The 23,151-nt window shown below is 63.8% G+C and carries 19 protein-coding genes; 10 read left to right on the forward strand and 9 right to left on the reverse strand.

Annotated elements, in window-relative coordinates:
- Window position 1 precedes the first annotated feature (1 nt).
- From BM118_RS23215 to pgm, 3 genes are all read right to left on the reverse strand, one after another.
- Window positions 2-754, reverse strand: a complete 753-nt coding sequence (locus BM118_RS23215; RefSeq protein WP_092187807.1) for a GntR family transcriptional regulator — start codon at window positions 752-754, stop codon at window positions 2-4.
- A 4-nt stretch (window positions 755-758) separates the two neighbouring features.
- Window positions 759-1,808, reverse strand: a complete 1,050-nt coding sequence (locus BM118_RS23220; protein WP_177234599.1) for an aromatic ring-hydroxylating dioxygenase subunit alpha — start codon at window positions 1,806-1,808, stop codon at window positions 759-761.
- 291 nt (window positions 1,809-2,099) lie between these two features.
- A complete protein-coding gene (pgm, locus tag BM118_RS23225) occupies window positions 2,100-3,746 on the reverse strand; it encodes a phosphoglucomutase (alpha-D-glucose-1,6-bisphosphate-dependent) (RefSeq protein WP_177234600.1) in 1,647 nt (548 codons plus the stop codon).
- 304 nt (window positions 3,747-4,050) lie between these two features.
- Between pgm and BM118_RS23230 the strand changes: the two genes are divergently transcribed.
- Entirely contained in the window at window positions 4,051-4,437 is a 387-nt protein-coding gene (locus BM118_RS23230; protein WP_092187810.1) for a c-type cytochrome, read from the forward strand.
- Window positions 4,438-4,534: 97 nt separating this feature from the next.
- Window positions 4,535-5,674 (forward strand): alpha/beta hydrolase family protein, encoded by a 1,140-nt coding sequence (locus tag BM118_RS23235; RefSeq protein ID WP_177234601.1) that lies wholly within the window; start codon window positions 4,535-4,537, stop codon window positions 5,672-5,674.
- Window positions 5,675-5,707: 33 nt separating this feature from the next.
- Here the strand turns inward: BM118_RS23235 and BM118_RS23240 are convergent, their stop codons facing one another.
- Complete coding sequence (locus BM118_RS23240) at window positions 5,708-6,523, reverse strand: response regulator transcription factor (protein ID WP_092187812.1); 816 nt, start codon at window positions 6,521-6,523, stop codon at window positions 5,708-5,710.
- A gap of 262 nt (window positions 6,524-6,785) precedes the next feature.
- Between BM118_RS23240 and BM118_RS23245 the strand changes: the two genes are divergently transcribed.
- A complete protein-coding gene (locus BM118_RS23245) occupies window positions 6,786-7,634 on the forward strand; it encodes an MBL fold metallo-hydrolase (RefSeq protein ID WP_092187813.1) in 849 nt (282 codons plus the stop codon).
- Window positions 7,635-7,646: 12 nt separating this feature from the next.
- Here the strand turns inward: BM118_RS23245 and BM118_RS23250 are convergent, their stop codons facing one another.
- From BM118_RS23250 to BM118_RS23260, 3 genes are all read right to left on the reverse strand, one after another.
- A complete protein-coding gene (locus tag BM118_RS23250; protein WP_177234602.1) occupies window positions 7,647-8,537 on the reverse strand; it encodes an aldose 1-epimerase family protein in 891 nt (296 codons plus the stop codon).
- A gap of 139 nt (window positions 8,538-8,676) precedes the next feature.
- A complete protein-coding gene (locus BM118_RS23255; protein WP_092187815.1) occupies window positions 8,677-9,990 on the reverse strand; it encodes a UDP-glucose dehydrogenase family protein in 1,314 nt (437 codons plus the stop codon).
- Window positions 9,991-10,241: 251 nt separating this feature from the next.
- A complete protein-coding gene (locus tag BM118_RS23260) occupies window positions 10,242-11,252 on the reverse strand; it encodes an NAD-dependent epimerase (RefSeq protein WP_177234603.1) in 1,011 nt (336 codons plus the stop codon).
- 312 nt (window positions 11,253-11,564) lie between these two features.
- Between BM118_RS23260 and BM118_RS23265 the strand changes: the two genes are divergently transcribed.
- Together BM118_RS23265 and BM118_RS23270 are read left to right on the forward strand one after the other, a co-directional pair.
- Complete coding sequence (locus BM118_RS23265) at window positions 11,565-12,680, forward strand: glycosyltransferase family 4 protein (RefSeq protein WP_244550220.1); 1,116 nt, start codon at window positions 11,565-11,567, stop codon at window positions 12,678-12,680.
- Between the two features lie 82 nt (window positions 12,681-12,762).
- Window positions 12,763-13,923 carry a glycosyltransferase family 4 protein gene (locus BM118_RS23270; protein ID WP_092187817.1) on the forward strand — a complete coding sequence of 387 codons (1,161 nt, stop codon included), beginning with the start codon at window positions 12,763-12,765 and terminating at the stop codon, window positions 13,921-13,923.
- A gap of 11 nt (window positions 13,924-13,934) precedes the next feature.
- Here BM118_RS23270 and BM118_RS41595 read toward each other — a convergent pair whose 3' ends face one another.
- Complete coding sequence (locus BM118_RS41595; protein ID WP_177234560.1) at window positions 13,935-14,111, reverse strand: hypothetical protein; 177 nt, start codon at window positions 14,109-14,111, stop codon at window positions 13,935-13,937.
- Window positions 14,112-14,637: 526 nt separating this feature from the next.
- Between BM118_RS41595 and BM118_RS23275 the strand changes: the two genes are divergently transcribed.
- The 5 genes from BM118_RS23275 to BM118_RS23295 all read left to right on the forward strand — a co-directional run bounded on the left by BM118_RS23275 (window position 14,638) and on the right by BM118_RS23295 (window position 21,279).
- Complete coding sequence (locus tag BM118_RS23275; protein WP_244550203.1) at window positions 14,638-15,861, forward strand: polysaccharide biosynthesis/export family protein; 1,224 nt, start codon at window positions 14,638-14,640, stop codon at window positions 15,859-15,861.
- A gap of 159 nt (window positions 15,862-16,020) precedes the next feature.
- Window positions 16,021-17,313 carry a glycoside hydrolase 5 family protein gene (locus BM118_RS23280; RefSeq protein ID WP_177234636.1) on the forward strand — a complete coding sequence of 431 codons (1,293 nt, stop codon included), beginning with the start codon at window positions 16,021-16,023 and terminating at the stop codon, window positions 17,311-17,313.
- 33 nt (window positions 17,314-17,346) lie between these two features.
- Window positions 17,347-18,543, forward strand: coding sequence for a glycosyltransferase family 4 protein (locus BM118_RS23285; protein WP_177234604.1), 1,197 nt, complete (start codon window positions 17,347-17,349; stop codon window positions 18,541-18,543).
- A 55-nt stretch (window positions 18,544-18,598) separates the two neighbouring features.
- Window positions 18,599-19,810, forward strand: a complete 1,212-nt coding sequence (locus tag BM118_RS23290) for a glycosyltransferase family 4 protein (RefSeq protein ID WP_092187819.1) — start codon at window positions 18,599-18,601, stop codon at window positions 19,808-19,810.
- A gap of 71 nt (window positions 19,811-19,881) precedes the next feature.
- Window positions 19,882-21,279, forward strand: a complete 1,398-nt coding sequence (locus tag BM118_RS23295) for a hypothetical protein (protein WP_092187820.1) — start codon at window positions 19,882-19,884, stop codon at window positions 21,277-21,279.
- Here the strand turns inward: BM118_RS23295 and BM118_RS23300 are convergent.
- Window positions 21,276-22,508, reverse strand: a complete 1,233-nt coding sequence (locus tag BM118_RS23300; protein ID WP_092187821.1) for a glycosyltransferase family 4 protein — start codon at window positions 22,506-22,508, stop codon at window positions 21,276-21,278. The two genes, BM118_RS23295 and BM118_RS23300, sit on opposite strands and share 4 nt — an antisense overlap.
- Window positions 22,509-23,151 lie beyond the last annotated feature (643 nt).

The following is a 23,151-nucleotide window of genomic DNA, read 5'->3' on the forward strand; positions in this document are numbered from 1 at the left end:
CCTAGTCGGTTGCGGTCTTGATCAGCGCGAGCGCCGGCAAGAGGTCGAGATGGGTCCGGTTGCGCAGCGCGAGCCGCAGGTTGCGCACCGCGAGCCGCGCGTGCTCGCGCATCACGGCCTCGGCGCGCGCGCCCTCGCGGTTTTCGATGGCGTCGATCACGACGCGGTGGTGCTCCTGGCCGATGATCAGGATCTGCTGGGCCTCGGGCAGCGCCGACTGCGCCATCACGAAGCCGCTTGGGGAGGCGAACGGCAGCGCGGAGGCACGGTCGATCTGCCGGATCAGCGGCGGGCTGCGCGACAGTTCCGTGAGCAGCGCGTGGAAGCGCGCGTTCAGCGTGACATAGGACGAGAAGGCATCGACCGAGATCGGCACCTGGCGCAGCAATTCGTCGATCGCGGCGAGACATTCCTTCAGCGGCTCGAGCTCGCGCGCAGAGACGCCGCGCTCGGCGGCAAAGCGCGCGGCGAGCCCTTCCAGCGTGCCGCGCAGCTCGATGGAGTCGGAGATGTCGCGCTCGGAGAACGCCTTCACCATGAAGCCGCCGGAGGGGATCGCCTCCAGCAGGCCCTCCTCCTCCAGCCGCACCAGCGCCATGCGCACCGGCGTGCGCGAGACGCCGGTCGTCTCCACCGCCTGAAGCTCGGAGATGCGCTCGCCGGGACGCAAGGAGCCCGACAGGATCTGGTCGCGCAGCGCGAGCTGCGCCTTCACGGTCTGCGAGACGGAGCGGTCGACCTCGCGCTCGGCCATATCGCTACTCCGCGGCCTGGAGGTGTTGCGGCGCGTTTTCCCTCGCCACCATCTTGTCGATCAGCTTGCGCGTCCACATCGCGCCGGCATCGATGTTGAGGTTGTAGAAGACGCGATCGGGATTCTCGTCCATCGCGCGCTGCTGCGCTTCGAGGATCAGCTCGTCCTCGTGGAAGATACCGGAGACGCCTTCGCGGATCTCGGTGGTGATGCGCTGCTCGCCGATCTGATAGTTGCGGACGAAGGCCCAGAAATAATGACAGGTCTTCTCGGTCTCCGGCGTGATGGTATTGAGCACGAAGCCGTTGACGCCCTGCGAGCGGTCGCCTTCCGGCGCACCGGTGCCTGTCGGCGCCACGCCGACGTCGATGGCGATTGTGCATGGCGCCTCGAAACGGATGATCTGCCAGCGATCGACGAGGCCGGGCTTGCCGAGTTGCTTGGCCCAGAACGGCGGCGCCTCGATGCCGCGCATCCAGCGCGTCACGGTGACAGTCTTCTCGCCATGGGTAACGTCGAACGGCGCTTCGGCGACCGCGTCGTTGCCGATCGAGGAGCCGTGCACGAAGGTCTCGTGCGTGAGGTCCATGAGGTTGTCGAGCACAAGACGGTAGTCGCAATTGACGCGGATGGTCTTGCCGTCGCCGGCCCAGTCCGGATCGTGATTCCAGTGCATGTCGGGCACGAGCGCGGGATCGGCCAGCGCGGGATCGCCCATCCAGAGCCAGATGTAGCGGTGGCGCTCGACCACGGGATAGGCGCGCACGCAGGCCGAGGGGTTGATGGTCTCCTGCGAGGGCATGAAGGTGCAGCGCCCCTGCGCGTTGTACTTCAGGCCGTGATAGCCGCAGACGACGGTGTCGCCCTCGAGCCGTCCCTTCGACAGCGGCACCAGGCGATGCCAGCAGGCATCCTCCAGCGCAGCCACCGAGCCGTCGGCCTTCCGGTACATCACAACGTGCTTGCCGCAGATCGTCCGCGGCAGCAGCGCCGGCTTCACCTCGGCGTCCCAGGCGGCGGCGTACCAGGCGTTCATGGGGAAGGGCTTTGTCACCGGTCTCACTCCCAAGGCTTATGAATACGTTATGTATACAATACCAGAGGGAAAAGATCCTTCAAGGCTAAAATTACCTTATGTAAATACCGCATTCCAATATCATGTATACAAGAAAAGACCACGCGGCTTGGGAGCTTGGCGCTAGCGCCTCGACAGCGTCATGGCCGGGCTTGCCCCGGCCATCCACGCCTCACCACCCGGCGCTAAGAACGTCGATGCCCGGGACAAGCCCGGGCATGACGACCTCTCTTGCATGCTCAAATGCGATTGTCCCGCCCTGCAGGGCAGTTACGCTCCGAACACCTTCGCCAGCCCGGCCTGGGCCTCTTCCTGAATCCGCTTCAGGTGCTCGGTGCTGCGGAAACTTTCCGCGTAGATCTTGTAGACGTCCTCCGTCCCCGACGGCCTCGCTGCGAACCAGCCGAAATCGGTCTCGACCTTGATGCCGCCGAACGGCTGGCCGTTGCCGGGCGCCTTGCTGAGCGTGGCGCGAACGGGATCGCCGGCGAGATCCTTCAGGCCGAGTTGCTCGGGCGTGACGGACTTCAAAATGTTCTTCTGCGGTGTGGTCGCCGCGACGTCGATGCGCGCGTAATGGGGCACGCCGAACTCGGCGGTGAGGTCGCCAAAGAGCTGGCTGGGATCGCGGCCGGTCTTCGCCATGATCTCCGCGGCAAGCAGGCCGAGGATGATGCCGTCCTTGTCGGTGGTCCACACCGTGCCGTCGCGGCGCAGGAACGAGGCCCCTGCACTCTCCTCGCCGCCGAAGCCGAAGCCGCCCGTGAGGAGGCCGTCGACGAACCATTTGAAGCCGACCGGAGTCTCGACCAGCTTGCGGCCGAGTTTTTTCGCGACGCGGTCGATGATCGAGCTCGACACCACGGTCTTGCCGATCGCTGCATCCCTGCCCCAGTTCGGGCGGTGCGCGAACAGATAGGAGATCGCCGTCGCGAGATAATGGTTCGGATTCATCAGGCCGCCGGTGCGCGTCACGATGCCATGGCGGTCGGCATCGGTGTCGTTGGCAAAGGCGACGTCGAAGCGGTCGCGCATCCCGATCAGGCTCGCCATCGCGTAAGGCGAGGAGCAATCCATGCGGATCTTGCCGTCCCAGTCGACCGTCATGAAGCGGAAGGTCGGATCGATCGCCTCGTTCACCACCGTGGCCTTCAGGCCGTAGCGCTCGATGATCGGATGCCAGTAGTGCACGGCGGCGCCGCCGAGCGGATCGATGCCGATATTGATGCCGGCGGATTTGACGAGATCGAGATCGACGACGTTGCCGAGATCGGCGACGTAGGGCGTGATGAAGTCGTAAGCATGCACGCTCGCAGCTTTGCGCGCCTTGGCGTAGTCCATGCGCGCGACGCCCTTGAGCCCGTCGGCGAGATAGGCGTTGGCGCGCTTCTCGACGACGCCGGTGACGTCGGTGTCGGCCGGGCCGCCATGCGGCGGATTGTATTTGTAGCCGCCGTCTTCCGGCGGATTGTGCGAGGGCGTGACGACGACGCCATCCGCCAGACCCGACGTGCGGCCCTTGTTGTAGGTGAGGATGGCGTGCGAGATCACAGGCGTCGGCGTGTAGCCGCCGTCCTTGTCGATCATGACGTCGACGCCGTTGGCCGCGAACACCTCAACGGCGCTGACGAGAGCAGGTTCGGCCAGCGCGTGGGTGTCGATGCCGATGAAGAGCGGGCCGGTCAGCCCCTTTTCCTTTCTGTAGTCACAAATTGCCTGCGTGGTCGCAAGGATATGGCCCTCGTTGAAGGTGGTCTTGAACGAGGTGCCGCGATGACCGGAGGTGCCGAACGCCACCCGTTGCGCCGGATCAGCCACGTCCGGCTTGCCGGCGAAATAGGCCGTCACCAGCCGCGGAATATTGGCGAGCGCGCTCGGCGCAACCGGCTTACCCGCCGCGGGATCGACTTCTGCCACTGCAACTCCCCTGTACCCTTCGAACGACGCACTAGAACACCATACCATCGGCCAGCCCGTCGCCAAGCCGGCCCGATGCCGCGCTCCGGTCAACGATCAACCAACAACGCCAATCCGCACAGGATGATCCATGGCGATTACGCATGGCGCCCTCGTACTTTGGTCCCGGATATCGGTTGATGCAGGACAAAGACGCCGCCGCGCCGCGTGGGGCACGCTGCTTTCCGTTTGATGAACGAAAGCCGGGGATTTGCAGGATTAGCCGCCTGATCCCTTGGCTGATTCCGTGGGGGAGTAGACTAAGATGACCGATCGTCTGATCTTCGTGCTCATGCTGGCCTTGGCCACGTCGTCTTTGGCCACGTCGTCCGCCTCCGCCGCGGAGGGCGATCCGGCGAGGGGCAAGGCCGTCTTCCAGCGCACCTGTGAGAACTGCCACGCGGCGGTGATCGGGGTGAACAAGGTCGGCCCAAGTCTCTGGAATGTCATCGACCGCAAGCCCGCAATCGTCCCGGACTTCGCCTATTCTGATGCAATGAAGGCCAACAAGCAGGCCTGGACGCCAACAACGCTGGACGCCTATCTCGCCGACCCCCGCGGCGACGTCCACGGCGTCAAGATGTTCTTCAAGGGGCTGCCGAACCCCGCAGACCGGGCCAATGTCATCGCCTATCTTCAGACGTTGAGATGAACGATCGGGGCGGACGCTAGATCGATCCGGACAACGCCCGTTCGCCAGGTCATGCGGTTCTGTTATGATCCGCGCGGCCACGGAGAATCATCCACGCATGGACCTCGCGCGCTGGCATCTGCCCGTGCTTATTTTGCTCGCCCTTGCGGGCGCTGCGGCTCGCGCGACCGCCGCCGAGTTCTACACCGAGGATCTGCGCATCCCGATGGCGGAAGCCGGGCCGCAGGGGCTGGAGGCATTCCTGGTGCGCCCGGCGGGGACGAAGCGCTATCCGCTCGCGCTGCTCAGCCACGGCTCGCCGCGTAGTTTCGACGACCGCGCCACGATGTCCGCGCACAAATATTACGGCGTCGCGCTCGAATATGCCCGGCGCGGCTTTGCCGCGCTGATCGTGATGCGGCGCGGCTACGGCACCTCGCCGGGCGGACGCGTCGACAGCGTCGGCGGCTGCGCCAATGCCGCGTACCTGCCGGCGGCGGCGGTTGCGGTCGCGGACTTGCGCGCAGCGATCGATGCGATGGGGCGCAGGACCGACGTCACCACATCGGGCATGATCGCGGCCGGCCATTCCGCCGGCGGGCTCGCCACCATCGCGCTGACGGCGCAGGCACCGCCCGGTCTCGTCGCCGCGATCAGCTTTGCCGGCGGCCGCGGCTCGCGCGACGACGACGATGTCTGCAACGAGGGCGGCTTGGTGCAGGCCTTCGCCAGCTTCGGCAAGACATCCCGCGTGCCGATGCTGTGGGTTTACGCGACCAACGATCTGTTCTTCGGGCCCGATCTCGCCCGCCGGCTCTATGACGGGTTTCGCGGCAATGGCGGCAACGTGAAATTCGTCGCGGCGGCGCCTTACGGCAACGATGGCCATTATCTCTATTCCGTGGTCGGCCGTCCGCAATGGACGCCCTATGTGGACGCCTTCCTGCGCGAGCGCGGGCTCGGCCACGACGTCCTGAGCCCGCCCGATCCGCTGCCGCCGCCGGGCCAGCTCAACGAGGCCGCGCGCGCCGAGTTCGCGCGCTATCTCGCCAGCACCGTGCCGCACAAGGCTTTTGCGGTGTCGCCCAAGGGCGGTTACGGCTGGCGTTCGGGGCGCGCGACGGCCGACGACGCCCAGCGCGATTCGCTCGCGGCTTGCATGAAATGGTCCCCCACCTGCACGCTCTATGCGGTCGATGACCGGCTGGCTGGAGCTGCGCAAAGACCAATAACGGACCAGAGCGCCCGCGCGCGATAGGCGCGAGGGCGATCAGTCATTCGACGGATGAGGCTAGAGCCGTTCGCTGAGCGCGAGCTTGTAGCCGACGCCGGTGACGGTCGCGATCACGGGCGTGCCGCTGCCGACGAGCTTGCGGCGCAGCCGCGCCACCAGCGCATCAACCGTGCGGATGTCGACCTCGGCCTGGCGGTTGCTGACGACCTCGATCAGATAGTCGCGGCTGAGCGGCCTCCCGTCGGCGCCGACGAGCGCCGCCAGCAGGTCGAACTCGGCGCGCGTCAGTGACACCGGCTTGCCGTCGCTGCCGAGCAGCTCGCGCCGCGTCAGGTCGATGATCCAGTCGCCGAAGGCGATCGAATTGTGGTTGCGCGCCGCCTTGCGGTCGATCGAGCGCCGGCGCAGCACGCTGCGGGCGCGCGCGAGCAGGTCGCGCAGATTGATCGGCTTGGTGACGTAGTGATCGCCGGCGATCTCGAGGCCGAGGATGCGATCGACGTCGGTATCGCGGCGGGTCACGAAGATGATGCCCGCGTTGCTGGTCGCCTGGATTTCCTTGGCGAGCTCGAAGCCGTCACCGTCGGGCAACTGCACGTCGAGGAAGACGAGGTCGGCGCGCCCGCGCAGCGCCTGGCGGCACTCCGCGCAGGAGCCGGCGCCGACCACATCGAAATTGTTCTCGCTGAAGTAGCCGACCAGCATCGTCCGCGTCACCGGATCGTCTTCGACGACGATCAGCCGCTCGCGGCCTGCGGGACGCGCTTCCTGACGTGCGGAATCAGCCACGATGGTGGATATCCTGTGTGCTTGCGGCCCGGACTGAAAATTCAAGTCGTTGCGCAACGCGCTGTCTTGTGAACGTACATTCACAACTGGTTCGAGCCCCCGAATTGCCTGCTGGAATACTAGGCGTGTTGTGCTGCCCAAACAATATTGGTCACAGTCTCGACGCATTAAGTATGAATTGGCCCACAATTCTTATCCCGCGCATCATCGCGCAGCCATGGCTCGCGCGAGCCCGGGAGCCGGCCCAAGACCGCCGATCGCGCATCGGAACCCGATGCGGCTTGCCCGGCCGCGGGCTTCAAATCTAAAGTAAGTACCAAGGGATCTGGACGCTGGAGTGGGCGCCATGGAAGTCATACTGCTCGGCACCGGCGGCCCGCGCCCGGACCCGCGCCGCATGGCGACGACCACGCTGATCAGGCTCGGCGAGGAGAACATCCTGTTCGACGCAGGCCGCGGCGTCGTGGTGCAGCTCGGCAAGGCCGGCGTGCCGCTCGGCGCCATCAACACGGTCTTTCTCACCCATCACCACTTCGACCACATCGGCGACCTCTACGATGTGATGCTGAACTCATGGATGCACGGCCGCAAGGACGAGCTGCGCATCTACGGGCCGCCGGATACCGAACGGCTGGTCAACACGCTGGTCACACAGGTCTACGACAAGGACATCACCTGGCGCGACCGGGGCGAGCCGAGCTTCGGCGGGTGGAAACCGGTCGTCGCAACGGACATCGTGCCGGGTCCCGTTCTCGACACCGGGCGCTGGAAGATCAGCGCCGAGCTCGTATCGCATGGCGATGGCCTCGACATGCCGCCGGCCTTCCTCGCGCGCTGGATGTGTCTCGGCTACCGCTTCGAGGCGGAGGGCAAGGTCGTTGCGATTTCCGGCGACACGGTCCCCTGCCCCGGTCTGGAGCGACTGGCTGAGGGAGCCGACCTGCTGGTGCAGTGCTGCTTTCTCGCGACGCCGGAGATCAACAACGAGCACCTCCGCCGGCTTGCGAAATTCACGATCGCCTGCGGCGACACGGTCGGCAAGGTCGCGGCAAAGGCCGGCGTGAAGAAACTCGCGCTGACCCATCACCGGCCGCGCACCGACGATTCCATGCTGAACGCGCTGCTCGCGGATGTCCGACAGGACTATTCGGGTCCCGTCGTGCTCGGCGAGGATCTCACACGGATCGAGGTCTGAAGGCCACCGATCTCAGGACGATGCGACCTCGATCCGGAACGACAAGCGCTCCTCCGCGCCGGCTGCGATATGCATCAGGCCGGGCTTGTCGCTGAACTCGCCGTCGAAGCCGGCCGGGCTGGCATAGCCGCGCCATGGCTCGATGCAGAGGAATGGCGCGCCTGATGGTTTCGACCAGACGCCGAGCTCACGAAAGCCGCGCCAGGACATTTTCAGCCAGGGCCCGCTGGATGCGCCCGGCCCGGCCGCATAACGCACCGAATGGCTGTCGATGCGGTCGAAGATGATGGCGTCATCGGCGAACAGGAATTCGGACAGGGGAAGCACCGTGCCGCTGACGGGGCTTGGCTCCGTTGCCGCGCGCAACAAGCCGCCGTCGAGACGGCGGACGGGAAATGGCTCCACACCCGCGAAGGTCAGCGCATAGTCTTCCTTGGGCACGCCGGGCTGGAGCGGCCAGTTGAACGCGGGATGGCCACCGAGCGAAGCCGGCAATGTCTCCTGGCCGGTGTTGGCGATCGTGAGCGAGAGATCGAGACCGGCGGCGTCGATCGCATAGGTGGCCGTCAGGCGGAATGCGAACGGATAGAGCGCACGCGTCGTCTCGCTGTCTTCGAGCACCAGCACACAGCGGCTCTCGCCGCGCTCCGCCCACGCGAAGCGGCTATCCCGCGCAAAGCCGTGCTGGGTCATCCGGTATGTCTTGCCCCGATGCCGTAATTCGTCGTTGGCAAGACGCCCGACGATTGGAAACAACAGCGGCGCGTGGCGCGGCCAGGCCGGTGCGGCCTGCCAGACGAATTCGATGCCGGCATCGCTCATCAGCGAGCACATTTCGGCGCCGTGCGCCTTGATGGTCGCGGTCAGCCCACCGCTGCGGATCGTGTGCGTGTCGTCGGTCATGACAATCTCCATAGCGGCAGCGAGGCAGACGGGCGGGCGCCGTTGCCTCTGTGACCGATCATATCGCATCGGAGACTATTTCGCCCGCCTCGGAACGAGGCGGGCGAAAGGTCGCGAAAGCTCAGCTCTCCGCGGCGTGCTAGGCCTGAGACGACCGCCCGACGCTCTCATAGACGAAGCCGGCCGCTTCCATCTCTTCGGGGCGGTAGATGTTGCGGAGATCGACGATGATGGGCTGCGCCATGGTCGCCTTCAGCCGGTCGAGATCCAGCGCGCGGAACTGGACCCATTCGGTGACGATGACGAGCGCATCGGCGCCTTGCGCGCAGGAATAGGCATCCTCGCAATAGGTGATGCTGGGCAGCTCGCCCTTGGCCTGCTCCATGCCGACGGGATCGAAGGCCTTCACCTTCGCGCCCATGTCGATCAGGCCGGTCACCAGCGGGATCGACGGCGCATCGCGCATGTCGTCGGTGTCAGGCTTGAAGGTGAGGCCGAGCACGGCGATGGTCTTGCCGCGCAGCGAGCCGCCGAGCACCTGGCTCACCTTGCGCGCCATCGCGCGCTTGCGGTTCTCGTTGACGGCCAGCACGGATTCGACGATGCGCAGGGACACGTCGTAGTCCTGCGCGATCTTGATCAACGCCTTGGTGTCCTTCGGAAAGCACGAGCCGCCGAAGCCGGGACCTGCGTGCAGGAACTTGGTGCCGATGCGGTTGTCCAGGCCAATGCCGCGCGCGACCTCCTGCACGTTGGCACCGACCTTTTCGGAAAGATCCGCGATCTCGTTGATGAAGGTGATCTTGGTCGCGAGGAACGCGTTCGCGGCGTATTTGATCATCTCGGCGGTGCGGCGCGCCGTGAACATCAGCGGCGCCTGGTTCAGCGACAGCGGGCGATAGATGTCGCCCATCACCTTGCGGCCGCGCTCGTCGGAGGTGCCGACCACGACGCGATCGGGAAACTTGAAGTCGCGGATCGCCGCGCCCTCGCGCAGGAATTCGGGGTTCGAGGCGACGACGACGTCGGCTAACGGATTGGTCTCGCGAATGATGCGCTCGACCTCGTCGCCGGTGCCGACCGGAACGGTCGATTTGGTCACCACGACGGTGAAACCGGACAGCGACTGCGCAATCTCGCGCGCAGCAGCGTAGACATAGGACAGATCGGCGTGCCCGTCGCCGCGGCGCGACGGCGTGCCGACCGCGATGAAGACGGCATCGGCATCGGCCACCGGCTTGGACAGGTCGGTGGTGAAGTCGAGCCGCTTGGCCTTGACGTTGCTCGCGACCAGTTCGTCGAGCCCGGGCTCGTAGATCGGGATCTCGCCGCGATGGAGCGCCGCGATCTTCTTCTCGTCCTTGTCGACGCAGGTGACGTCGTGACCGAAATCCGCAAAGCAGGCTCCGGACACCAGTCCCACATAGCCCGTTCCGATCATCGCGATTCGCATGAAAAACTCTTTCCGTTGACGACGGATGTTCCACTGAACACCCTAGACCAATTCTCTATCCGACCGCACGCCCAACATTAGGGCAGCCTGCATCACCTGCCGAACAAACCTTCACCGCTTTGCGCGAGGCAACGGCGGACATTTCCTAGAACGCGCCGCATGCACGCAATGCAGTCGACATATGCGACAGGTGCGCTGCACGCAACCATCGGCCTCCCGGTGCGGAACACGGCGTTGGCACGATCGCGGGATCACACGCCGTGGTACTTTCGATACCATTCGACGAAGCGGCCAAGGCCGTCCGCGATCGATGTCGAGGGCGAGAAACCGACATCGCGCTGGAGGGCGGAAATGTCGGCGCGCGTCTCCAGGACATCGCCCGCCTGCATCGGCAGCAGCTTGCGGATCGCCGGCTTGCCGATGATCTTCTCCAGCGTCTCGACGAACTCGATCAGTTTGACCGACCTGTTGTTGCCGATGTTGTAGACGCGATACGGCGCATAGCTCGACGAATTTTCCGGCGCTTCCGCGTTCCACGCGGGATTCGGTGTCGCCGGCCGGTCGAGGGTGCGGATCACGCCCTCGACGATGTCGTCGACATAGGTGAAGTCGCGCCACATGTCGCCATTATTGAAAATCTTGATCGGCTCATTCGCGAAGATCGCGCGCGTGAACAGCCAGGCGGCCATGTCGGGCCGGCCCCACGGACCGTAGACGGTGAAGAAGCGCAGACCGGTCACCGGCAGCTTGTGAACATGCGCGAAGGTGTGCGCCATCAGTTCGTTGGCCTTCTTGCTCGCGGCGTAAAGGCTGACCGGATGGTTCACCGAATGCTCGGTCGAATAGGGCAAGGTGCGGTTGGCGCCGTAGACGGAGCTCGACGATGCGTAGACGAGATGCGCCACACCATGGCGCCGGCCGGCTTCGAGCACGGTGACAAAGCCGTCACAATTGGCGCGGATGCTGGTGATGGGATCGTCGATCGACGCACGCACGCCGGGCTGCGCCGCCAGATGCACGACGCGATCGGGCGAGACCTCGTCGAAAACGCGCGTCACCGCGGCGAAGTCCGCAAGATCGATCTCGTGGAAGCTGAACCCCGGACAGTGCTCGAGCGTTGCGAGGCGCGCACGTTTCAGCGCGGGATCATAATACGGAGTGAGCGCATCGATGCCAACGACCTGCTCGCCACGCGCCAACAGCCGTTCACAAACGTGCATTCCGATAAAGCCGGCAGCACCGGTAACGATCACTGACCGCAAATTTGTCACCTCGTTGATTCCGCGAATGCAATGCCAGACCAGGACATGAGAGGCAAGGTTTGGACAATCACCACAATCGTCAAATCAGGCACCCCATGTAAGCGCATCGAAATGTGTAGGAAACATGATGGCGCCATGCATCGTCGCATGCTATCCGCCCTGCGAGGATGCTCGGACGATAGCTCCACATGTGTTACACCTCATAGATCGTATATTCGGCGCGAATGCTCAGTCTTGAGGCAACGTTCGCGTAAGATACCGACCGTAAGACACCCACGAAAAACAAGACACCCACGAAGAAAAAGATCGGCTTTGAAACTCTCCATCAACGGCAGGTTCCTGTCACAGTCGCTAACCGGCGTGCAACGCTATGCCGCCGAAATCGTCAAGGCGATGGACCGTTTGCTGGCGAGCGGAGAGGCGCCGCGACAACTCCTGGACGCAGAGTGGCAAGTCCTGTCGCCGCCGAACGCGCAGACGCTTCCCGGTCTTCGCCGCATCAACGTCAGGCAAGTCGGATCGTTGCAGGGGCACGCGTGGGACCAGATCGATCTGGCCCGCGCGGCCGCCGGCACGCGCCTCATCAGCCTCGCCAATTCCGGTCCCGTGCTTCATCGCGACCACCTGGTCGTGATTCACGATGCGCAAGTTTTCAAGCGTCCGGACTTCTTCAGCTGGCGCTACCTCGCCCTGCACCGGACGCTCGGCCATTTGCTGGCACGCGCAGCAACGATCGCAACAGTTTCCGCGTTTTCACGCAACGAACTTGCCGAGGCGCTGTCGCTTGATCCTGCGTCGATCCCCGTCATTCCCAACAGCGCAGAGCACTTCGCCGCCGTCGCGCCCGATTTCTCGATCATCGACAAGCTGCATCTTGCGCCCTACCGGTTCTTCCTCTTCGTCGGCTCGATGACGAAGAACAAGAATGTCGATACCGCCATTCGCGCCGCCGAGCGGCTTGGCCGCGCCGATTTCCCGCTGGTCGTGGTCGGAGGCGACAACAGCAAGGTCTTTGGCGGCAGCGCCATGGAATCGAGAACCGGCGTCGTCGTCGCCGGGCGCCTCAAGGACGAGGAGATCGCGGCGCTGTTCGCTCGAGCTGCCGCGTTCGTCTTTCCAAGCCTCTACGAGGGCTTCGGCATACCTCCCCTGGAGGCTATGTACTTCGCCTGTCCGGTGATCGCGAGTTCCGCCGCTGCCGTGCGCGAGACTTGCGACGACGCCGCCGTATATTTCGACCCACTCAACGCAGGCGAGCTATCGGCCCGGATGCACGAAAGAATTGAGCTCGGCAGGATTTCGCCGGCGGAACAGGAGAAGCAGCGCCAGCGTCTGGCGACATATTCCTGGTCCAAGTCTGCCGCAGCGATGCTCGATTTCCTCGCCAAACCCGCCCCCCACGCCGCACCCGGCCGTCCGGCACAATGACGCGGCCCAAATATTGCTGCTTCGAGACGTTAGACGTGCGCCTGCAATATCCGGCGCCTGCAAGCCAAGAAAGGAATGACCGTTGCCCAGCGGCCTGAAAGTTCTGCATGTCGCCGAAACGGTCAGGGGCGGCATCGCGACCTACCTCAACGAGCTTCATCCGCATCAGTGCGCGAGCTTCGGGCGCGGCAACGTCAACTATGTCGTTCCGTCCGACCATCGTGGCGATCTGGTGAACATCGAGGATGATGCCATCACCACGTTTCCGCGCGAGGGCCGTAACGCGGTCGGCCTGTTTCGCATGCTGTCTGCGACGATGCGTGCGGTCCGGGAGTTTCGGCCCGACGTCATTCATCTTCACTCGTCCTTCGCCGGCCTCGTGGTGCGCCCGGTGCTCTGGCTGACCTATCGGCGTTCGCGCATCGTCTATTGCCCGCACGGATGGGCCTTCGGCCGCGAGACCGGCCGCCTCAGCCGCGAAGTCACGAAGTTCACCGAGCTCGTGCTGTCGAAATTCACCCACCGCATCGTGTGCATCTCGGAAAGCGAGCGGACCGATGCGATGCAGGTCGGAATCGCGGCGAACCGCCTCGTTCTTGTGCATAACGGGATCTCCAAACAGCGGCCCGTGCTCGACACGCGCGCAGCGCCGTGGCGGTCGGAGAAGATCAAGGTCCTCTTCATCGGGCGCCTCGACCGCCAGAAGGGGTATGACCTCCTCATCGAGGCGGCCCGCGCGCTCGGAGACACGCTGGATGTGCGCCTGATCGGCGCTTCAGTCGTCAGCAAATTCCACCGAAGCGACCTGCCGGACAACGTTTCCTTCCTGGGCTGGATGAATCGCAACCAGATCGAGGCCGAGCTCGACCAGGCCGACATGGTCGCAATTCCGTCACGCTGGGAGGCGTTTGGCCTGGTGGCGATCGAGGCCATGCGGGCGGCCAAGCCGATCATCGCCTTCCGCATCGGCGCCCTGCCGGAAATCGTCGAAGACAATACGACGGGCGTGCTGTGCGACGAGGTCTCGGCGGAAAAGCTGGTCGAAGGTTTTCAACGCGCAGCCCGGCTGGACCTGCCTGCGGTCGGCCGGGCCGGATATGAGCGCTTCAGCCGCCTCTACGACATCGAGCAGACGCACCGCACCCTGAGCCAGGTCTATGCCGACGTCCTGCACGTGCGGATAAGCGAATCCGGGCAGCAGGCGAAGCTGCAATCCGACTTCCCGAACAATCTGCGGTCTTAGCGACCGCGCGATCAAGCCATCCGGCGGGCATCGCCCTGCGCGAACTCGCCGTCATTCACACGGTTGTCGGAGAACGACCACGCAATTGCGGAGGCAACCATCATCGCGCAGGTGAGAAACCCGGCTGCGAACAGCAGTGATCCGGTTTGCAACATTGTCTTCGCCTTCCCTTCTTGTTTGACCGACAACTAGGCGGATCAGGATTAGGAAGACCTTACGGATCCCGGCGCGCAGCCGGCTTCCGGGTGGGAGCGTTAACGGAGGCGGAATCCTGCCGCAGAAATATCGATCCAGGACGGTGCGAGAGGACCGCGCGGGACGTCTGCTCCGGCGCTCTGCGCCTCCGCGATATTCAGAACGAGCACAACGCAGGGTAATCGCAGCTTTGACGCCAACACTTGAAGTTCAACCGTGCCGTCGCCTCGCGACGATATTGTCGCGCGTGCGATCCCTGCCGTACGCTGTTCCAATGAACGCCCATAGCCTCAATCATGACATCGATCTGACATGTGCGAGTCTATTTTGCGAGCTGCATATAAAAGAGGACCATGCGCACAAATTTTGCACAGCGATTCTGACGTGTATCCCGGTTCACAAGTTGCAATAAGGTCACAGCCATAAGTGCTTTACCATAAAGGCGAAGACGCAGCAGTGACTCACCCGCACGATGGTTGGTACGGTGATTCCGATTTTAATGAGTGCGAGGGAATAGCGGTGGCTAAGACCGAACGTTTTTCTTTTGATTTCGGGATTAGTCGAATCCTGGCGCTGGCTGCAGTCGGCATCTCGCTGGCGGGTTGCGCGGGCTTCATCCCCTTGGATGCTCCGGATGCCGTCGCCACGCAGACGAACGCTGCGCTCGTCACCGAGCAGAGCGCGCCGCTGGCCTATGCCCTGATGCCGGTCAATCCGGCGATCCTTCAGGCGACCAACGCGTTCACCGACTCCTCCGGAATGGTGTTCTCGCGTCTTCCCGGCGGCAATTATCGCGACGTCACGATCGGCATCGGCGACATCGTCACCGTGACCGTCTACGAGGCGCAGGCGGGCGGCCTGTTCATTCCGCGCGAAGCTGGCGTGAGGCCGGGCAACTTCGTCGACATTCCGCGGCAGCAGGTCGACCAGTCCGGCAACATCAACATTCCCTACGCCGGATCGATCAAGGTGGCCGGGCTGACACCGCGCGCCGTTTCGAACATCATCCGTGAACGGCTCAAGGACCGCGCCATCGACCCGCAAGCCGTCGTGAGCGTCGCCGAGCAGCGCGGCAACCAGATCAGCGTGCTCGGCGAGGTCAACTCGCCGCTCCGCTTTCCGGTCGACCCCGGCGGCATTCGCCTGATGGGCGCGATCGCGCGCGCCGGCGGCCCGAAATATCCCTCCTACGAGAGCACGATCACGATCAAGCGCGAGGGCCGCACCTACAACGAGTCGATGTCGACCGTGGTGCACCACCCCGGCGAGGACATCCTGCTCGCGCCGGGCGACGTCGTCTTCCTGACCCGCATTCCGCGCGTCTACATGGCTTTCGGCTCGACGCCGTCGCCGGGCTCGATCGGCGGCACCAACAATCGCCGCTTCTCGTTCGAGAACGACAACATGTCGCTGGCTGAAGCTATCGCGAAGGCGGGCGGCCTCGACGGCAATCGTGCGGATTCCAAGTCCATCTACGTCTACCGTTTCGAGCCGAAGCCGCTCCTGGAGCGTATCGGGGTCGACGTATCCCAGTTTCCGACCAAGACGGTCCCCGCCGTCTACAAGTTCGACATGAGCAAGCCCGACGGCTGGTTCCAGGCGGATACGTTCAGGATGCGCGATCATGACGTGATTTCGGTGGCGGAATCGCCGTCGACCGAATTCGTCAAGCTGATGAACCCGCTGAACGCGGCGACCACGAATGCGGACAACATCAGCACGGTGATCGTGAACTCCAAATAGCCCAACTCGGCGCGCTCCGTGAGGGCGCGCGGACAAGGTCGCCTCACCCAATTGGGGCCACAGAAGAGGATTAGCCTTGTCGAGTTGACGCGAGCAGGAGTGGATACGAGCGTGACGGAGCAAAAGAGGAAACGAGCCTTGCGTCGTTTCCGGATGCTGATGTGCGGTCTCTGCGCCGCGGCCAGCCTCTCATATCCTGCGAACGCGCAGAACGCGCAACCGCTCGACCAACGCTTCCTGCTGGGCGTCGGCACGCACCAAGGCCTCGGTGGCGTCACCAGCGCCCGCGGCTACGTGCCCGCGACCGCCATCAAGCAGATGAAGGAACTCGGGGTCACCTCGTTCCGGGACGATTTCCCCTGGTCGGATTTCGAGCTGCCCGGCAAGCGGCTCGGCTTCAATGCCCTGAACGGCCGCCTCGAGACCCAGATCAGGACCAGCGGCGGCGTCCCGCTGCTCATTCTCGGAGCCGGCCATCACCTCGTCCCGAACTCCGATCCGCCGACGACCGACGAAGCGCGCCAGAGATTCGTCACCTATGCTGCTGCGGCCGCGCAAGCGGTCGCAGCGCGGCAGCCGATCTTCGAATTGTGGAACGAGTACAATCTCAGAGCGCGCGCAGAGCCGCAATTCACGGTCGAAAATTACGTGACGCTTGCCCATTTGGTGCAGCCCGCGGTCAAGCAGGCAGCCCCTTCCGCGCCCTTCGTGATTGGTGCGCTCGGCGACGATCCGGGCTGGAAATGGACCGACGCCCTCTTGAAGACTGACGTGGCCCGCATCGCGGACGGCATGTCGATCCACATCTACAACCATTGCCTGCCGCCGGTCGGTCGCACCGCGACTGAAGCAATCGAGCGGTTGGAAAATTTTCATCAGCGCGTCGCACAGGCGACCGGCAATCCCGACTATCCGATCTATCTGACCGAAACGGGCTGGCCGACGCCGAGCGCGAAATGCGGTGTGAACGAGCAGCTTTCGGCCGACAACATGGCGCAGATCATCCTCTGGGCATCGACCGCGGGTCCCTGGCTCAAGGGGTTATGGCTCTACGAGCTCAAGGACAGCGGGACGAAGCCCGGCGAACTCGAGGACAATTTCGGCATCTATCATTTCGACAATTCGCCGAAGCCCGCGGTGTGTTCCATTCGCGAGAGCTGGGCCTTCATCCGCACGAGCCTGAAGGCGGCGCGAACCACGCCGATGCCGGGCGTCGTGCAGATCCGCAGCGACAGCGGATCCGAAACGAAAGTGGCGCTTTGGTCGGAGAATCCGTCGAAGCGCTTCGAGGTTCGATTAAAAAATGCGGAACCGAATGCCGAGATCAGCTATGTATGTCAGCAAGCACCGGGCCCTGCCGCTGGTGCCTGGACGGCGTTATCGACGACGCCCCTGCTTGTCAGCGTCAAGGGCACGGCCGTGCCGGATTTCGAGATTCGGCCATCGAAATGACGCTGCGGCGTACTGCGCAATCCGGGGCTATCCTTGAAGATACTGATCGTTAACACGCTCTATCCGCCCGAAATCATCGGCGGCGCCGAAGTCTCTGTGTCGCTGCTCGCGGAGGCGCTGGTTCAGCGCGGCCACCAGGTTGCCGTGGTCTGCCTTCAGAACAAGCAGGATCGCACCATCGACGAGCTCAGGGGCGTCCGCGTCTACCGGGTGCCGCTGGACAACGACTACTGGCCGTTCGGCAACGACAGGAAGCCCTCCTCGGTCCAGCGCCTGAAGTGGCATCTCCAGGACACCTGGAATCGCAGGTCCGCGGCGCGTTTCGCCGAAATTCTCGATCTCGAGAAGCCCGAGGTCGTCCACACCAACAACCTCACCGGATTTTCCGTCTCGTTGTGGTCGGAAGCCAGGCGGCGCAACATCCGGATCGTGCACACCTTGCGCGATTATTCCCTGCTCTGCAAACGCTCGACGTTGTTTCGCGGGGACACGACCTGTGCGCAGCGCTGCACCCTCTGCGCGGCCATGACGTCTCCCTATCTGCTGGCCTCGCGCATGGTCGATGCGGTGGTCTCGAACAGTCAGTTCGTGCTCGACCAGCACACCAAGCTGAAATACTTCCCGGGCACCGATGGCCGGGTCATCTTCAACATCGCCGATCCAAGCTCCGTGGTGCCCTCACCTCCCTCGAGCTCGGATGACCTGATATTCGGGTTCATCGGCCGGATCGAGGCGGAAAAAGGTATCGAAGTGGTACTAAAAGCCGCCGAGCAGCTCCCCGGCGAGGGATGGCAACTGAAAATTGCCGGAAAGGGCCTTGAGGATTACGTGCGGGGGCTAAAAAGCCGTAGCGGGAGGAACGTCGAATGGCTTGGCTTTGCAAAGGCAGCCGAATTCTATGCCAGCATCGACGTGTGCCTGGTGAGTTCGGTCTGGCCGGAGCCGCTGCCCCGGACGTTGATCGAAAGCATCAACGCGGGCCGGGCAACTATTTGCTCCACAGCGGGTGGGATTCCCGAGATCGCGGGGTTTTCCAACATGGTTGGGTCCTACGAGCCCAACGATCATAAGCGACTGGGAGAATTGATGCTGACGGCCGTCAACGAGAGATCACGCTGGAAGCTCGCCCGGCCTCCGCAGCCCGGATTTGCCGAGAGGTTCTCGGCCGATTCAGTGACAGGTCAATATTTGGACGTCTATTTGGATAACAGTCGAACCAACCGGCAATAGGCCGAACGGAGATTTCAAGAAGCCATTTGGCAGGATAGCTGGACAGACCTTTTCGATGAAGATCCTTATCACGTCATCACTCTATCCGACGCCGTTGGCTCCGAAGGTGGTCGGTGGCGCGGAAACTTTCGTCCGTCGCCTCGCCGAGACCCTGGTCGGGCAGAACGACAGCGTGGAAGTGATACGTGCCGCGTCCGTATCGAACCAGCAGATGGAGACCTGCAACGGCATCGACGTATACTCGGCGCCCGTGCACAACATCTACTTCCCCTTCGCCAAGCAGCACAGCGCGCCCGTGCGCGGCATCTGGCACGCGATCGAGGACTGGCAGCAGATGTCGGAGCTCGTCGCGGCCAGGATCAAGGCATTCAAACCGGACATCCTGCATTCCAACAATCTCTCCGGCCTGACGACGGCGGTGTGGCGAACCGCGGCGGAACTGGGCATTCCGGTCCTGCACACGCTTCACGACTACTATCTCACCTGCCCCCGCTGCTCGCGCTTTTCGGACGGACATGCCTGCGAGGCGAGCTGCATGAGCTGCCAGCTCCTGACCTTTCGCCGCCGCGGGGCGACGCGACATCTGGACGCCGTCGTCGGTGTCAGCCAGCGCATTCTCGACATCCATACCGGGCTCGGTCTCTTCACGCAGACACCGCTGAAGATCGTCATTCGAAACGCCTCGACGGCCGACGTCGGCAGCGAAGAGACGGCGATGGTCGACGGCACCGTCACATTCGGATTCATCGGGCGGCTGACCGAAGAGAAAGGCATCTACAATCTCGTTCGCGCCATCGCGACGATCCCGCCTGAGCGGATCCGGCTCGTCATCGCGGGTCATGCCTCCGAGAGCCAGCGCAAGCAGATCAAGGGGCTCGCCCCGAATGCGCGGATCGAGTTTCTCGGCTTCGTGCAGCCGAAGCAGTTTTACGAGCAGGTGAACGTCGTGGTCGTCCCCTCGGTCTGGGAAGATCCAAGCCCGCTCGTCGTCGCCGATGCCCAGGCCGCCTGCAAGCCCCTGCTCGGCACGCCCTTCGGCGGCATCCAGGAGGCGATCAAGCCGGGCATGACCGGCTGGCTGACGTCTCCCGATCCGAACTCGATCGCCAAGAGCATTTCGGCGATCGTCGAGGCTCCCCAGCAAATCGTGGAGATGAGCGGACGATTGAAATCCGGCATCAACAAATGGGCCTTTGACGACGTGGTCACCGGCTATCGCAACGTCTACGACCAGCTCATGCGCAGCCGCAGCATGCCTCGCGCGTAATGGGGCCGGACGCAGATGCCGCCGACGGCCTTCAATCATCCCGCCATGTTTTCTTTCACGCGTAGCCAGAAATGATCAGCCTGCTCGCATTCGGCAGCTACATCTACCAGAGTGCGTCCGCGATCATTCTGATCTTCGCCGTCAGCCATATCCTCTCGCCGGCCCAATACACCTCGTTTTCGCTGGCGCTGGCGGCGAGCCAGTTGTTCTGCGTCTTCGTGTTCGAATGGCTGCAACTGGCCGGCGTTCGCTTCCTTGCCGCCGCTTCCGGCGAAGAGGCGGCGCGTCTGCGATTCTCGCTGTTCGCCGCGGGACTGCTCAGCGCGCTGGTTCTGCTGCTCGTCGGCAGCGTGGCGGGGCTGGTGGGCACGCTCGAGACAAGGGTCGTCGCCCTCGCGCTCGCGATGGCCGTGCTACAGGGCGCCACCGACCTGTACTTCATGATCGTGCGCGTGTCCGACCGGCTGGCGACCGCATCCGCCCTCCTGATCCTGCGCGCCAGCGTGCTGCTGGCCGGCGCCGTCGCGGCTGCGCTGCTCTACGGCACCGCGGCGGCGACGCTGTGCGGCATCGCCGCGGGTTACGGCGCGGTGTTTCTGCTGAGCCTGATCGTACATCGCACCTCGCTACAGCGGGCGTCGCGACGCGCCCTGCTGACGGATTGGGGCAATTTCTGCCGATACGGCATCATGGCCGCGGCCGCCTCCGTCATCCACCTCTCTGTCCCCGTCACGTTGCGCCTGATCGTGATCGCCACGCTCGGGCGGACGTCGACGGGAGCCGCCGGTTTTTCGATGGCGATCGACCTTCTGCAGCGCCCGTTCTCCGTGCTGGTGACCGCCATTCACACCGTCAGCTACCCCAATGTCGTCGTCCAGTTCGAGCGCGGCGTCGACGAAGAGGCGCGCAGAACAACCGCCCGCATGCTCGACTTCATCCTCTGCGCGACGATCGTGATGCTGGGAGGGCTGATCGGCCTCCTGCCCGATGCGGCGCATCTGTTCGTCCCGGCCGATCTGCTGGTCGATTTTCTCAACGCAGCGCCGGTCGCGGCGGTGTTCTACTTCCTCCACATCCACCTTCAGGCCACGCTCGCAGTGGTGCCGCATCTGACCAAATCGGCCACCAGACTGGTGGTCGTCGCGGCGTGCCAGCTGGTGCTGGTGTCGGCGGCGGCGTCGATCGGCGCCTTGCTGCACATATCGGTCGCCGGACAAATCGCGAGTGCGGCATTGGCCACCGCACTCATCATCCTCTTCGCCAGCGGCCCGCTGATCCGGTTCCGCGCTGCGCCGCGGGCGCTGTTAATCGTGGAAGCGACCGTCGCGGCCGCCGCGATCGCCATGCTCGCGGCAGCTCCGTCGGCCTCTCTGCTCTGGCTTGCGGGAAAGATCGCCTTCGCCGGGCTCGCCGTCGTCCTGGTGACGTGGCGAGGCGATCTGCTGGCCTCGGCACGCAGTTCGAACTAGGCCTGCATCGGCTGGGCCAGCGGATTCCCGCTGGCGTCGCCGGTCAAACCGTAGATCCTGAGGGTCTGGTCAACCATCGGCCCGACACCGAAATATTGCTGGGCGCGGGCAAGGGCATTGCGCGACAGCGCGGCGCGCGCCGCCGGATCGGCCAACTTTTCGAGCGCACCCACGAGCGCGTCGACGTCCTCGAACGGCACGATGAAGCCGGTCTGGCCGTCGATGATCTGGTCAGTAGCGCCTCCTGCCGGGGTCCGCACCGGGACCAGCCCGGTCGCCATGGCCTCGGCGACGCCGAGCGGGAATCCTTCGAATCGGCTCGGCAGCGCGAACACATCGGCGGCCCAGAGAATTTCGCGCACGTCGCCCATGAACCCGAGGAACTTGAACGTGTCCTTGTCCTTCTCGTCGGCGAAGGCAAACGACTTGATTTCCTTCTCGCGCTCGGCGCCGCCGCTGCCGACGAAGTAGCATTTGATGTCGATGGGCGAAGGACTGGCGCTGTCGCGGATCTTGCGCGCCGCCTTGATGAGCAAGTCGTGGCCCTTCACCCAGGCGAGACGGGCCGCCAGCAGGCACATGAACTCACCCTCGGCAACCCCGAATTTCGCGCGCGCATCGCGGCGCTCGGCATCCGACGGCGGCCGAAAATGCACCGTATCGACGCCGCCATACACCTTGGCGATCCGGTTCTTGCCGAACAAGACGTAGCGTCTGAGATGCCGGAGCGATTCCTCCGACATCAGGATGAGGGTGTGCGGAAAGAACAGGTTGAAGAACAGGATCTGGACCGGGCTGAAAGTCGATTGCGGCGCATTCTGCACCTTCTCGATGTTCCCCAGCACCGAGGGATGATAGGTCGCGACACAGCGCGCGCCGGTGAGCAGCGAGAGCAGCCTGCCCCACATCAGCATGCCGAGCCCATGGACGTTGATCACGGTGATGTCGTTCTCCCGGATCACCTTCAAGAGCTGCATGAAGATCGACAGCGAGGGCAGCTTGCGAAGTCCGGGAACGACGTGCCACTGCTTGACCGCCGCCGCCAGCTTCTGGCGCTTGTATTCGGACTTCTCGTCCGACCGCACGATGCCGGAGACAAGGTGGATCTGCACGCCGCGGGCGTGCAGCCCCGTGGCCAAGGTCTCGCAATAGGATGCAATCCCGTCATTGCAATTCACGACCTCAACCAGAAACATGACATTCGGGGCGCCCGACGCGGGATCCTTCATGGGAATGGCCTTACTCCGTTCAATCAACGAGACTTTAACCAGTGCTTAGCGGCAAATTCCGTGCCGTGCCAGCAGTTTGCCCGCTATAGCGTTGCGCCCCTAACATATTGACGTTGCGGATCTGCGACGCTCCGTCCGGCACGGCAGGCACCTCCAGAAACTGCGCTTCCCAGGGCCCGGCCGCTTCGGTCGCGTGAGCCTGCCATCAGATTGTGCACGCAACTCCCGATTGCATATCGCCGGCGTTCGTCCATTCCTCACGAGACGCTCTTGAGCTGGCGTCGTTCGTTCGACCAACAACGCCGCGACGTTTCGTCTCCTCATCGTTGGGAAGACAGACGGACGTTTCTCATCGACGTCGACGCGACCGCCCAGGAGAGAAGAACAATGCTCGCGGAAAAAGTTCCGCGGCATGTGCCGACTTTCAATTGCTAGCGGGGAGATCCGGAAGACTCCCGTCGACCTCCGGCACGAAAACAAGTGTCGCATTCGACGCTCGGTCCGTGTTTCTACGATCTTTGTTCTTGAGGCGATTCGATCAACGCTGGCAAAATCCTAACGGCGCCTAACGCAATACATTGGAAACTAATTTGCCTGTGCGAGAAGCAAATGCGTTGCGATTAGGCAGCGGCACAACATCGCT

Origin of the sequence: Bradyrhizobium sp. cf659, from assembly GCF_900113725.1 — a bacterium.
GTDB lineage: Bacteria > Pseudomonadota > Alphaproteobacteria > Rhizobiales > Xanthobacteraceae > Bradyrhizobium.